This is a genomic window from Thermodesulfovibrio sp. 3907-1M, from assembly GCF_040450955.1.
Taxonomy (GTDB): Bacteria; Nitrospirota; Thermodesulfovibrionia; order Thermodesulfovibrionales; family Thermodesulfovibrionaceae; genus Thermodesulfovibrio; species Thermodesulfovibrio autotrophicus.
In genome coordinates this window covers 1,888,291-1,901,424 of record NZ_CP144373.1, presented here as the reverse complement: position 1 = coordinate 1,901,424, position 13,134 = coordinate 1,888,291, and the positions used below count along the sequence as shown (strand labels likewise).

The window sequence follows — 13,134 nt, the reverse complement described above, 5'->3', positions numbered from 1 at the left end:
AATTACCATGGCATTAAAAATTAATTTAAGTGAAGTTCAGATGAATCCCCATCCTAAGTTTAGTGGAGTAAAAGTTGGTTATGTAGTTACAAAGGACAGGTATCCGGAGTTAAGCATCATAATACTTGAACTTGATTCAGGAGTTGAAATCCCTTTGCACACCCATGAAAAAGAAGTAGACAGCATTTTTATAATTGAAGGTGAAGGTGATATGTATATTAACAATGACTGGCAACCAGTAAAAAAAGGTGATATCATAGCCATTGGTAGCAGGGAACTACACGGACTGAAGGCTAAAACTCTACTGAAATGCTATGTTGTTCACGCTCCAGCTCTGTGGTAAAACTGTAATAACTTGAGAATTCTTAATGCTTTACTGAAATGTTATAATTTTGCTAAATTAAATAATGTAAAATAAAATGAACACTGACGGAGGACTCTTGAATAATGGATAGAATTCCAATGACACCTGAGGGTTATGAAAAACTCAAAAGTGAGCTTGACAGACTGATAAAAATTGAGCGTCCTGCAATAATAAAGGCAATTTCAGAAGCCCGTGCTCACGGAGATTTATCAGAAAATGCCGAGTATCATGCTGCCCGTGAAAAACAATCTTTTATTGAAGGAAGAATTCAAGAACTTCAGGCAAAGCTTTCCCGTGCTTATGTAATTGAGCCATCAAAGATAAATCAAAACAAAGTTGCCTTTGGTGCAAAAGTAAAGGTGGTTGACCTTGATACAGATGAAGAAAAAGAGTTTCATCTTGTTGGTCCTGATGAAGCAGATGTAAAAAATGGAAAAATTTCAATTACTTCACCTGTAGGAAAGGCTTTAATAGGGAAGGAAGTTGGCGATCAGGTTACAATAAAGGCTCCTGCAAGAACAATTAATTACGAAATTATCTCTATAAGCTTTGAATAAGTTATTTAAATCAAAAATAATAACTAACGAAGCAGTTACAGAGGAGATTTATTTAATATCCCTTGAAATTCCTGAGAACATTGAAACAAAACCAGGACAGTTCTGCATTCTAAGGTTAAATCACAGACTTGACCCCCTTCTTGGAAGGCCGTTTAGCATTTTTGACCATGTCTGTGGTGAAATAAAATTTTTATACAGAGTAAAAGGAAAGGGAACAAAGATACTGAGTCAACTTAAAAAAGATGAGCTTCTGACTGTTACAGGTCCGTTTGGAAAATGGTATCCCTTTCCTCAGGGAGACTTTATAGTAATTGCAGGAGGAATCGGACTTGCTTCAGTTTATTATCTAATTAAAAAATTTCCTAAAAAGGCGCATCTTTTTTACGGAGTAAGAAACGAAAACGAGATACTCTTTTATGAAGAGTTAAAAGAGCTTGCAAAGCATGTTTATATTTCCACAGAAAAAGAAACATCATATACGTACAGAGGCGTTGTTACAGAGCTATTTAAAGAAAAAGGCAAAAGTTTATCCTTGCCCATTTATGCGTGCGGACCTATGGTAATGCTAAAAGAGCTTAAAAAGATAGTTAACGAAGCTCAACCATGTTATGTAGCTACTGAGGAGAGAATGGCTTGCGGAGTTGGTGCATGTCTTGGCTGCGTAATAGAAACAAAGCAGGGATTTAAAAGAGTTTGTACGGATGGACCTGTTTTTGAGATTAAGGAGCTTTTGTTATGATGCCATCCTTAGAAGTTAAAATAGGTAATCTTACTTTTAAAAATCCTGTTTTAACAGCTTCTGGCACATTTGGATACGGACTTGAGTATTCCCAGTTTGTTGATCTCAATCTTTTAGGCGGAGTTGTTGTAAAAGGGCTTTCCCTGCAGCCAAAACAGGGAAATCCTCCTCCAAGAATTTATGAGACTGCCTGTGGAATGATTAACTCCATCGGATTACAAAACATAGGATTTGAAGAATTCAAGAAAGAAAAACTTCCATTTTTGAAAAAGTTTAACACTAACATAATAGTTAATTTTTTCGGTGAAAATCTTGAAGAATATATTGAAATGGCTCGTTTACTTGATTCCCTGCAAGAGATTAATGCTCTTGAGATGAATGTTTCATGCCCTAACAAAGACAGTGAGTGGAGAAGAATGGGGCTGGAACCCGAGCTGCTGAAAAAAGCTGTAAAGGAAGTTAGAGCCATTACAAAAAAAACATTAATTGTAAAACTAAGTCCTCAAGGAGATGTTGCTTTAATGGCAAAAATCTGTGAAGATGAAGGTGCCGATGCTGTTTCTCTGATTAACACAATTCCTGCAATGGTTATTGATATAAAAACCCGTAGAAGTATGTTAGGAACTTCCACAGGAGGTCTCTCAGGTCCTGCAATAAAGCCCATAGCATTAAGAGCAGTATGGGAAGCTTCACAGACTATTAAAATTCCAGTGATTGGAATAGGAGGAATTGTTACTGCAGAGGATGCATTACAGTTTTTAATTGTTGGAGCAAGAGCTATTCAGGTGGGAACAGCTAATTTTATAAATCCTCAGGCAACAGTTGAAATAATTGAGGGAATCAAACAGTTTTTGATTGAAGAAAAAATAAAAGATGTAAATGAAATCATTGGAAGCTTCATCCAGTAAAATAATTACGATTCTGACAGATTTTGGTTTAAAAGATCCTTTTGTTGGACAGATGAAAGGAGTTATTTTAAGTATAAACCCGCATGTAAGAATAGTTGACATTACTCATGAAATTGAACCTCAGTCAGTTGAAGATGCTGCTTTTGTTCTGTATGAGAGTTTTCAGTATTTTCCTGAAGGAAGCATTCACATAGCAGTTGTTGATCCAGAAGTGGGATCTCAGAGAAAAGCTTTAATAGTGAAATCACAGGGGCACTACTTTGTTGCACCTGATAATGGTATTCTCAGTTATATTTTAAAGGAGCCTTTCTATGCTGTGTCCATTGAAAATGAAAAATACTTTTTAAGAAAAAGTCCTACTTTTCAGGGTAGAGATGTTTTTGCACCAGCTGCTGCATGGCTTTCAAAGGGTATTGAAATAAATGAATTCGGAGGTCCTGCAAAGGATATTAAAGTCTTCAAAACTCTTTATGATATTCAGGGCTTTGATGACAAAATTGTTGGTAAAATAGTTTACATTGACAGATTCGGCAACGCGATAACCAATATAAAGCCAGAGGGTAAAAAAATAAGGCAAATAAAAATTAATGAGTTAATACTTCCAGTGGTAAGCTTTTATTCACAGTATCCCCATAAACCTGCAGCAGTTATAAACAGTGATGGATTTATTGAGATATTCATTTACATGGGTAATGCTAAAAAAACTCTAAGCTTAGAGAAAAAACAGACTGTGGAGGCTTTTTTAGATGGATGAAGTCCTAAAGGGATTAATAAAGGATGAGCATGTTTTAGTTGTAGCAACGATTTGCACAGAAACAGTTGAGTATGCAAGAAAAATTCATGATACCTGGCCCACAGCAACTGCAGCTATGGGAAGGGTTATTGCGGGAAGCCTTCTTTTGGCATCAACACTTAAGGACAGACAAAAAGTAATGATTCAGATAAAAGGTGACGGACCTCTTAAAGAAGTTGTTGCTGAAGCAGACTTTCTTTACAGAGTTCGTGCCTATGTTAAAAGACCTCATATTTACATGGGATTGAAAAATGAGAAGATTGATGTGGGAAGGGCAATAGGTAAAGGCTTTTTAAATGTGATAAGAGACCTTGGTTTAAGAGAATACTACCAGAGCAGTGTGGCACTTCAAACAGGTGAGATTGCAAGAGACCTTGCCTATTATTTGAATGTTTCTGAACAAATTCCTTCAGCAGTCTCTCTTGGAGTTTATGTAGAACCAGACAATTCAGTTAAGGCAGCAGGTGGATTTATGATTCAGACAATGCCTGAAACAAGGGCTGAGATAATTGATTTTCTTGAAAGAAAGCTTTATCAAACTCCATCAGCTTCATCAATGATACTGCAGGGAATGGATTGTCTAAGAATTCTTGAAGAAGCCGTAGGACTTCCCATTGAGGTTCTTCATAGAGGCAGTGTGGCATACTTCTGTCCATGTACAAAAGATAGAGTTATCAGTGCAATTATTACTCTTGGAAGAGAAGAAATTCAAAAAATGATTGATGAAGGTGAAACAGTTGAGGTTGAATGCTATTTCTGTAAGAAAAAATATAAGGTAACTGTAGAAGAATTACAGAGTCTTCTCATGGAGATTTAAGCTTCAGTTTAAAATTGTAATCAGCAAATCTGTCCTTTTTCTTAATAAAAAGCCACTCATCTGATTTTCCTTTAAGTCTCACTAAAACAAAGTTTCCCTTTAAAATCTCACCTTCCATAAAAATCTCCCACTGCCCCTCTTCAGGAGAGCCTTTTACAGTGCTGTAACTACCTCTATCCCAGATATAGACTTCTCCAGCTCCATACTGCCCTTCGGGAATAACTCCTTCAAAATTACCATACTCCAGTGCATGGTCTTCCACCTGAATGGCAAGACGCTTATCCTTAGGGTTCATTGAAGGACCTTTTGGAATTGCCCATGATTTGAGTACTCCATCCTTTTCAAGTCTTAAATCAAAGTGAAGCTTTTTTGCATGATGCTCATGGACAACAAAATAGGGCATGCTCCCTCCTATTTCTTTGCAAAAATTCTTTTAATAACCATTGTGGCATAGGAACCTCTGGGAAGAATAAATCCAACAATGAGTTTCTTTTTGCCTTCATAAACCTCGTCATCTCCAATTTTATACTGTAGTTTTGGAATAACAAGAATTACTCTGGGAACTGATTTAAAGAATGCCTGCCTTATTTTCTTTAGATTAAACTGTGCAGGTCTTATCTGCCTTTCTGAAACTATCTCATTATATATTTCTTCAACGACAGTATCTGATATTTCTGTTTTTGAAGAGATTAAGGGAATTTCCAGGTTTTTAAGATATTCAAAAATTTTGTCATCAATTTCATCAAAAAATATGTATTCTCCTGCAACTCCTTTATGATAAAGGAGATTCTCCTGTGGTAGCAATTTTTTGATAAGCCTTTTTACTGTTTCATTCCATATAAAGCTTTGATAGGCAGCAAAAAACATTGACATTTCCTCTTTAGGAATTTTCTGCAGAGGTAAAAGATAATCCTTTGGATGCTCTTTAAGATATCTGAATGTAAATTTTTCAAACTTTGTTTTTGCTAAACTCAGGCAGACGCTCCAGTTTCCCCAGTTTTCAAAAATCTTTCTTTTTCTTTCCTTTGCTAATTTTTTATCTTCAGGATATATGTGAGTAAGATAAATTTTTAGTGCTCCATTGTAATGCCCTTTAACGATTTTTTCAGCAATAAAGCCCTGGTCTGGATCATAGCTTCCAAAACGCTGATCATCAAAGTAGTTTATAAATCCTTGTGTTTTAACTTTTTCTATGCGCTGCATGATAAGATCAATCATTTTTTCTGGTATGGCTCTTACAGTTAGTTTAAATACATTGCAATCAATTAGCAGTGGAGTCATCGGTTGATCTGAAAATCCAACATGTTTGAGTTCAAAGTGGTCTTCTTTTAGATTAATCTTACGAGGTGGATTCTTTATTGTTATGAACTGTTCTGTAATGCCGTGTCTGTCTTTTTTACCTCCATAGGAGATGTTGTCAAGGGGAATTTTCAACTTTCGTGCAATTTTTTTTAATAGATCAAAGGTATTCCATCCTGTCTTCTTTAAAATAAAAACACTGTATGGACCTTCTTCTTTCAATGGTATTGAACTTATCTCTTTTACAATAAAGTCTTCAGGTTTTACTTTAATTTTATATTTCATTCTTTGAATTTTATTTTTGAGATTTTTTTATCAATCCGGCTCTCTTTTTTAACTCCTCTACTTCTTCTTTCGTCAATGCTCTGTATTGCCCTGGTTTAAGTTCTCCCAATTTAATACCGTCAATAGAAACTCTTATAAGTCTTATCACAGGATGTCCTACTTTTTCCAGCATTTTACGAATCTGACGCTTTCTTCCTTCATGAAGCGTAATTCTTATCCAAGAGTTTGCTTTAAGTTTTTTGACAAAATTAACACTTACAGGAACTGCAAGTTTTCCCTCAATTTTTATACCTTTTCTCAGTTTTTCAATTGTTTCAGGTTCAATTATTCCGTCAACTTTTACTAGATAGGTTTTTTCAATCTCTGAACTTGGATGCATTATGCGATAGGCAAGCTCTCCATCATTGGTAAGAATTAGTAAGCCTTCAGAGTCATAGTCAAGCCTGCCAACTGGATAAACCCTGAATTTAATACCTTTTAAAAAATTTTTTATTGTTGGTCTTCCTTGTGGATCAATCAGTGAAGTTATTACTTTTCTCGGCTTGTAAAAAGCATAATAAACTTTTGGTTCAGGTCTTATGAGAAGTTTTCCATCAACTTTTATGTAGTCTTTTTCAGGGTCTGCCTTCTGTCCAAGATGAGCAATCTCACCATTTACAGTAACTCTTCCTTCTTTAATTAATTCTTCTGCTTTTCTTCTGGAAGCAATTCCAAAGTCAGAGAGAATTTTTTGCAATCTTTTCATCATAGACTAATCCATAATTTCAATGTAAGCTCTCTGACGAAGCCCTCTTGTCCAGAGTTTATATTCTTTTTTAAATTTTTCATCTTCTAAAAGATTTCTCACATAATTTACAAGCTCTTGTGAGCCTTTGCTGAAACATACTCCATCAAGCTTAAAAATAAAAACTCCCTGCTCTGTCATCATTGGTTCGCTTATTTGCCCTACACTCATTTTGGAAAAAAGATTTGAAAGTTCTCGGGCAATTTCATTTTTTTTCAAAACTCCGATTGCTCCTCCTGATCTCGCTGATACATCCTCACTCATCTGAGAGGCAACTTTGCTAAAGGATTCTCCCTGAATAAGTCTTTTAAAAATCTCATTGATTTTTGCCTTTAATTCCTCTGGATTTTCTCTTTTTTTGATAAATATCTGACTCACATAGTATCCATCATTATCACAACTTAGTTCAGGATGAGCTCCGATGTATCCATTTATCTCAGCATCAGTAACAATGATCTTGCTCCTTACAAGTGAGTTCAATGCTCTTCCGATTATTATCTGTTCCTTAAGCATCTTTTTGTAATCATTAAGAGTCATTCCTTCCTTTTTAAGTATTTCTATGAAGCCTTCTTCAGTGAGATTGTATTTTTTCTTTATATCATTTATTGCTCCTTCTATCTCACTATCACTAACAAAAATTCCGTATCTTTCTGCTTCCTCAATCTGAAGTTTTGTATCAATAAGTTTTTCAAGGAACTCTTCCTCATGAGCTTTGAAGTATTTGAATTTTTCATCAGGATTTAATGCTTTAAACTCATCCTTTGCATTGAACTCCATAAATTTGTAAAGTTCACTCCATGTAATAACTTCCTTATTAACCACAGCTACTACTTTGTCAACAAAAAATTTATTTTCCTCTGCCCAGACTGATTTAATTAAGAAACTCAGCGATAAAATAAAAAAGACAAAAAATTTGAACAATTTTAACTCCTCCTTAATCTTTAAATTTAACATATTCTTGGTAATTGCTCTCCCGGAAGCATATCAACTATTCTTGTGCCTCCGATGGATGTCTTAAGTAAGACTTTACCCCCCTCACCAGTAACCTCTCCAATTATAGCAGATTCCTTCCCAAAAGGATGTGATTTCATTAATTCAATCAATTTTTCAGCCATATGGGATTTCACAATAGCTATAAAAATCCCTTCGTTTGCCACATATAGAGGGTCAAGTCCTAATAGTTCACAGGCACCTCTTACTGTATCATGAAGGGGAATTGTATTTTCATAAATTAAGATGTCTTTCCCTGACTCAAGAGCAAGCTCTTTAAGTGTTGTTGCCACTCCTCCACGAGTTGGATCACGCATTACTTTAACATAGCAAGCAAATTCTTTTAAGATTTCTGATATTAATCCATTTAAAGCCCTTGAGTCACTTAGCACAGGAGGCTCAAAAACAAAGCCGTTTCTCTCGCTCATCACAGCAATTCCGTGATTTCCAATGGAACCACTTATTATTACTTTATCACCAACTTCTATTTTAAGAGGTGAAAGCTCAACTCCTTCAGGCACTATACCAATGCCTGAGGTATTTATAAAAATTCCATCTCCCTTTCCTTTGTCAACGACCTTTGTATCTCCTGCAACTATTTTTACTCCTGCCTTTTTAGCTGCATTTGAGATACTATTTAAAACTCTTTCAAAATCAGATATTGGAAAGCCTTCTTCAAGAATAAAACCAACAGTAAGATAAAGAGGAATAGCACCAACAACAGCAAGGTCATTCACTGTTCCATTAATTGCCAGGTCTCCAATGTCACCACCAGGGAAAAATATCGGTGAGACTGTGTAGGAGTCAGTTGTTATTGCCAATTTACCTGAGTGACTAATTGAGACTATGGCAGAATCCATTAAAGAAGGCAGCTCAAATACAGGAGCAATATATTTTTTTATAAGCTCATGCATAAGCTTTCCACCACTTCCATGTCCAAGAAGAATTCTATCCATTCTGAACCTCCACTTTTATTTCAATAGGTTCGCTTTCCTTTAAAGGAGCTGCTGAAGAAATTCTATAAAAAACTGGTGCTTTCAAATTATTTATATTATACTGCACATCAAAAAACAATGGAATCATAGTTTCACCAATCAGGATAAACTCTGAATCACTGGCTGTTTTTCTGTAAATTTTGTATCCCTTAATCCATTTTTCAGGAACTTCTTTCCAGGAGATATAAACACCGTTTTCATTGATTGTCCAGAATACTTCTTTGGGTTTTGATGGAATAAAATCTTCAATGGGAATCTTTATCTGTCTGCCAGGTCCTTCAATGTACGCTGCGCCTTCAGAAATATATGGAGAAATAAGATAGGTTAAATATCCAGAAGCAGTAACATCCTCAAAAGAAATAAAAGAACTTAAAGTGAAAAAACTTATTTTATCCAGGAAAAAATCTTTATCCGTTGAGCCTTTTTTTGACCTTTCTCCTTTATGATTGATCGTATAAATGTTATACATAACAGAGTCTGAACTATGCCATGAAAGCATCACTCCTTCATCTGTAATCTTATACTGGATATTTTCAACCTCAGGCAGTTTTTTTGGGGTTATACTTGCCTCAACCGGTTTACTGTAAACACCCTTTCCACTTATTGCAATCAGACGATATTTATAGGTTTCACCAAGTACAAACTCTTTATCTTCATATGAGTTAGTCTGATTATCAAAATATCCTAAAGATTTTACCTGGCCTGAATTTTCTCTTTCCAGAAGAAAACTTCCAATTTTTGCTTTCTTTTTTTCAGAGTAGCTCCATGAAATCACAATTTTGTCATAAGAAGCTGATAATGTTATGTTCTGAGCAGGTTCTGGTTGAAGATAATCTTCCAGGGTAGGATCCATCTTTCTTCCACAGCCTGTAAGGAGGAACAACAATGAGATGAAAATTACTAAGAAGGAGGAGATTCCTCGCTTCGCTCGGAATGACAATAAAAAAGCTCGGAATGACAATAAAAAAGCTCGGAATGACAATAAAAAAGCTCGGAATGATCTAATATACGATGACAAGGAAAAGGCTCGGAATGACCTATTTTTTGTCATTCCGAGGGGCTCAATGCCCCGAGGAATCTCTATGTAAATATTCAATTTTCCTTTCTTCATCCCCTCAATCTCTTTCTCAGTAGCTTTATCTGCTCCTTTACACTCTTTTTTGAACTGCTTCCATAGGAGATTTTTACCTTAATTGAACCTTCTGGAGTAAGTATTTCGTAAACATCTCTTTCAATTTTTCTGGAAAACTTTTTAAACTCCTTCATGCTCAAATCTGTGAGATTCTTTCCCTTTTCAATGCAGTAAAGCACAATCTTGCCTGTTATTTCATGGGCATTTCTAAAGGGAACACCTTTTTTTACAAGATACTCTGCAAGGTCTGTAGCAGTGGTAAAGCCTTTCTCTGAAGCTTCTTTCATCTTGTCTTTGTTGAACTTTATCTCTGGAAGCATCTCATTGACTATCTTAAGGCTCACGTTCACTGTTTCAACTGTATCAAAAACAGGTTCTTTATCCTCCTGCATGTCTCTGTTGTATGTAAGCGGAAGTCCTTTCATTGTTGTAAGAAGGGAGAGCAGATTTCCATAAACTCTGCCTGTTTTTCCCCTGATTAACTCTGCCGGGTCTGGATTTTTCTTCTGAGGCATCATACTTGAGCCTGTTGAGAATCTATCGGGAAGCTCTATGAATCTGAACTCATCAGTTGCCCAAACTATTAACTCTTCAGCAAGTCTGCTTAAATGCATCATCACCATTGCTCCGCAGTATAAAACATCAAGCACAAAATCTCTATCTGATACAGCATCCATGCTGTTTGGAATAACTCCTTCAAATCCAAGCTCTCTTGCAGTGAATTCCCTGTCAATTGGAAGGCTGCTACCAGCTATTGCACAGGCACCAAGGGGGCAGTGATTTATTCTTTTTAATGCTTCTTTAAATCTTTCACGGTCTCTTTCAAACATCCATGCATAGGCAAGAAGATGATGAGCAAGAAGCACTGGCTGAGCTTTCTGAAGATGGGTATAGCCGGGCATAATTGTATCAATATGTTTTTCAGCAATGGAGATGAAGATTTTCTCAAGTTCTGTAAGCTGTTCAATAATTTTAGAGACTTTTTTTCTCAGATAAAGTCTCAAGTCTGTTGCTACCTGATCATTCCTTGAACGGGCAGTATGAAGCTTTGCACCTGCAGAGCCGATCTTTTCAATGAGTGCTTTTTCAATGTTCATATGAACATCTTCAAGCTCCTCTTTAAACTGAAATCTGCCCTGCTCAATCTCTTTCGCAATCTCTTTAAGTCCCTGAAGTATCTGCTCAAGCTCAAAGGCATCAATAATGCCCTGTTTATGAAGCATCTTTGCATGGGCAGAGCTTGTCTCTATGTCCTCTCTCCAGAGTTTATGGTCAAAGGAGATGGACTGGGAAAACTCCTCAAGAGTCTTTGCTGTCCCTTCCTTAAACCTCCCACCCCACGGCTTTTTCATTTATTTATCCTCACTCCTCTGCCTTCGCCTGACGCTCTTTCTGTCTTTGTTCAATTATTTTCTGAGCTATATGTGATGGAACTTCTTCATAGTGTGAAAACTCCATTGAATAAATTCCCCTTCCTGATGTCATGCTATGTAGCTGGTTTGCATATGTAAGCATCTCTGCCATTGGAACAAGGGCAATTATTTTCTGATTTCCACCTGCCTGAGGCTCTACTCCCTGAACTTTTCCCCTGCGGGAGTTAAGGTCTCCAATTATTGTTCCAAGAGTTTCATCGGGAACAACTATTTCAGCCTTCATAATTGGCTCAAGAAGAACCGGTTTTGCATCCATGAATGCTTTTTTAAGTGCAAGTGCACCAGCTATTTTAAAAGCCATTTCTGAGGAATCCACTGGATGATAGGAACCATCATAAAGGGTTACCCTTATGTCAATAATGGGATAGTATGCAAGGATTCCCTCTTTCATTGTTTCAATTATTCCCTTTTCAACTGCAGGACGATACTGCTGAGGGATTACTCCGCCAACAATTTTGTCAACAAACTCATAGCCTCCACCTCTTGGAAGTGGTTCAATCTGAATCCAGCAGTCACCATACTGACCTCTTCCACCTGACTGCTTTTTATACTTACCCTGTGCTCTTGCAGTGGCTTTTATTGTCTCTCTATAAGGAACTTTTGGTGCCATAAGGTTAACTTCTACTCCGAATTTTCTCTTCAGTTTTTCAAGAGCAACTTCAATGTGAACCTGTCCCATGCCGCTCAGTATCATATCCTTTGATTCCTCATCTCTTGAAAACTTAAGAGTCGGGTCTTCTTCAAGAAGCTTGTGAAGTCCTGCACTTACCTTTTCCTCATCACCTCTTGTTTTTGGCGCAATAGCATAGGATATAATGGGCTCAGAAAATCTAACCTCTGGAAGCTGAACTGGATTATTCTCATCGCATAGAGTATGCCCTGTAAGTGTATCCTTAAGTTTAACTGTTGCCACAATCTCTCCAGGACCTGCTTTCTGACAAGGTGTTTGAGTTTTGCCGAGAATATAATAAATCTGACCAATTCTTTCCTTTGTCCCTGTATTTGGATTAAGAACTGTTGAGTCAGCTTTAAGCACGCCAGAAAAAACTCTTATGTAGGAAATTTTTCCAGCAAATGGGTCAATCGTAGTTTTGAAAACATAGGCAGCAAGTGGTTCAGTTTCAGATGGTTGTCTTGTAACCTCGCTTCCATCTTTTGGATTAATGCCTTTTACAGGATAGATATTTGCTCTTTCCTTTGGATCAGGCAGAGCAAGTATGATGCTGTCAAGCAACGCTTCCACACCAACTCCAAGAAGTGCAGAACCTGCAAGCACAGGTATGAATCTTCTTGCTAAAGAGGCATCATGCAATCCCTTTCTTAACTCCTCTTCAGTAAGCTCTCCACCTTCAAGATATTTCTCAAGAAGGCTGTCATCAAGCTCTGCAATCTTTTCTACGAATTTTTTCCTGTATTCTTCAACCCTGCCCATCAAATCAGAGGGAATCTCAACTTCTTTTAATGATTTTCCATCCTGAATGTAGGCTTTTAAAGAAATTAAATCTACAATTCCTTTAAGGTCTGGGCCTTCTCCTATTGGTAAAGTAAGAGGGATTGCTTCTTGTCCAAAGACCTTTTCAATCTCGGCAACAGCTCTATCAAAGGAAGCATTTTCCTTGTCAAGCTTGTTTACAAAAACAACTCTTGGAAGGTCATAGTCATCGCAGTATTTCCATATTCTTTCTGTTTCAGCTTTAACTCCAGAGATGGCACTTACAATTACCACAGCACCATCCACCACTCTCAGTGCATTCTTTGTATCTTCAAGAAAGTTCACGAATCCCGGTGTATCTATAATATTGATTCTGTAATCCCTGTAATCGCAGTAAGCAACTTTACAGCTTAATGTCATGTTTCTTGCAAGTTCTTCTGGTTCATAATCAATCACCTTACCTGTTGTCTCTCCAGTTGTGACCCTATCAATCTGGCCTGTTTTAAAAAGTATCTGCTCTGCAAGTTTTGTGTTACCTGCACCTGCATGGGCAACAATTGCAATGTTTCTGATTTTAGTGATATCTCTACTCATACTCTGCCTCCT

At 36.8% G+C, this 13,134-nt stretch carries 14 protein-coding genes; 6 read left to right on the top strand and 8 right to left on the bottom strand.

The annotated features are described in order from the left end of the window. Positions 1-7 precede the first annotated feature (7 nt). From V4D30_RS09935 to hslO, 6 genes are all read left to right on the top strand, one after another. Positions 8-343 (top strand): cupin domain-containing protein, encoded by a 336-nt coding sequence (locus V4D30_RS09935; RefSeq protein WP_353684169.1) that lies wholly within the window; start codon positions 8-10, stop codon positions 341-343. A gap of 104 nt (positions 344-447) precedes the next feature. Continuing rightward, positions 448-921 carry a transcription elongation factor GreA gene (gene greA / locus V4D30_RS09930; protein ID WP_353684168.1) on the top strand — a complete coding sequence of 158 codons (474 nt, stop codon included), beginning with the start codon at positions 448-450 and terminating at the stop codon, positions 919-921. After that, entirely contained in the window at positions 914-1,660 is a 747-nt protein-coding gene (locus V4D30_RS09925; protein ID WP_353684167.1) for a dihydroorotate dehydrogenase electron transfer subunit, read from the top strand. The genes greA and V4D30_RS09925 overlap by 8 nt, the downstream gene beginning before the upstream one ends. Next, positions 1,660-2,568: a dihydroorotate dehydrogenase gene (locus tag V4D30_RS09920; protein ID WP_353685171.1), complete on the top strand. Its 909-nt coding sequence runs from the start codon at positions 1,660-1,662 to the stop codon at positions 2,566-2,568. Before V4D30_RS09925 ends, V4D30_RS09920 begins: the two co-directional genes overlap by 1 nt. Continuing rightward, a complete protein-coding gene (locus V4D30_RS09915) occupies positions 2,540-3,322 on the top strand; it encodes an SAM-dependent chlorinase/fluorinase (RefSeq protein ID WP_353684166.1) in 783 nt (260 codons plus the stop codon). The genes V4D30_RS09920 and V4D30_RS09915 overlap by 29 nt, the downstream gene beginning before the upstream one ends. Continuing rightward, positions 3,315-4,178 carry an Hsp33 family molecular chaperone HslO gene (gene hslO, locus V4D30_RS09910; RefSeq protein ID WP_353684165.1) on the top strand — a complete coding sequence of 288 codons (864 nt, stop codon included), beginning with the start codon at positions 3,315-3,317 and terminating at the stop codon, positions 4,176-4,178. The genes V4D30_RS09915 and hslO overlap by 8 nt, the downstream gene beginning before the upstream one ends. Here the strand turns inward: hslO and V4D30_RS09905 are convergent. The 8 genes from V4D30_RS09905 to fusA all read right to left on the bottom strand — a co-directional run bounded on the left by V4D30_RS09905 (position 4,165) and on the right by fusA (position 13,122). Further along, positions 4,165-4,581, bottom strand: coding sequence for a DNA polymerase ligase N-terminal domain-containing protein (locus V4D30_RS09905; RefSeq protein ID WP_353684164.1), 417 nt, complete (start codon positions 4,579-4,581; stop codon positions 4,165-4,167). The genes hslO and V4D30_RS09905 overlap by 14 nt on opposite strands. A gap of 8 nt (positions 4,582-4,589) precedes the next feature. Next, the gene (gene truD, locus V4D30_RS09900; RefSeq protein ID WP_353684163.1) at positions 4,590-5,762 is read right to left on the bottom strand and encodes a tRNA pseudouridine(13) synthase TruD; all 1,173 of its coding nucleotides are present in this window, start codon (positions 5,760-5,762) and stop codon (positions 4,590-4,592) included. A gap of 10 nt (positions 5,763-5,772) precedes the next feature. Then, positions 5,773-6,510, bottom strand: a complete 738-nt coding sequence (locus V4D30_RS09895; RefSeq protein ID WP_353684162.1) for a pseudouridine synthase — start codon at positions 6,508-6,510, stop codon at positions 5,773-5,775. A 3-nt stretch (positions 6,511-6,513) separates the two neighbouring features. Then, positions 6,514-7,500 (bottom strand): SurA N-terminal domain-containing protein, encoded by a 987-nt coding sequence (locus V4D30_RS09890; RefSeq protein WP_353684161.1) that lies wholly within the window; start codon positions 7,498-7,500, stop codon positions 6,514-6,516. Next, positions 7,494-8,492 (bottom strand): hydrogenase expression/formation protein HypE, encoded by a 999-nt coding sequence (gene hypE, locus V4D30_RS09885; RefSeq protein ID WP_353684160.1) that lies wholly within the window; start codon positions 8,490-8,492, stop codon positions 7,494-7,496. The genes V4D30_RS09890 and hypE overlap by 7 nt, the downstream gene beginning before the upstream one ends. Next, positions 8,485-9,384, bottom strand: a complete 900-nt coding sequence (locus tag V4D30_RS09880; protein ID WP_353684159.1) for a fibronectin type III domain-containing protein — start codon at positions 9,382-9,384, stop codon at positions 8,485-8,487. The genes hypE and V4D30_RS09880 overlap by 8 nt, the downstream gene beginning before the upstream one ends. Positions 9,385-9,638: 254 nt before the next feature. Further along, positions 9,639-11,015 carry an argininosuccinate lyase gene (argH, locus tag V4D30_RS09875; protein ID WP_353684158.1) on the bottom strand — a complete coding sequence of 459 codons (1,377 nt, stop codon included), beginning with the start codon at positions 11,013-11,015 and terminating at the stop codon, positions 9,639-9,641. A gap of 10 nt (positions 11,016-11,025) precedes the next feature. Continuing rightward, positions 11,026-13,122, bottom strand: coding sequence for an elongation factor G (gene fusA, locus V4D30_RS09870; protein ID WP_353684157.1), 2,097 nt, complete (start codon positions 13,120-13,122; stop codon positions 11,026-11,028). Positions 13,123-13,134: the final 12 nt, after the last annotated feature.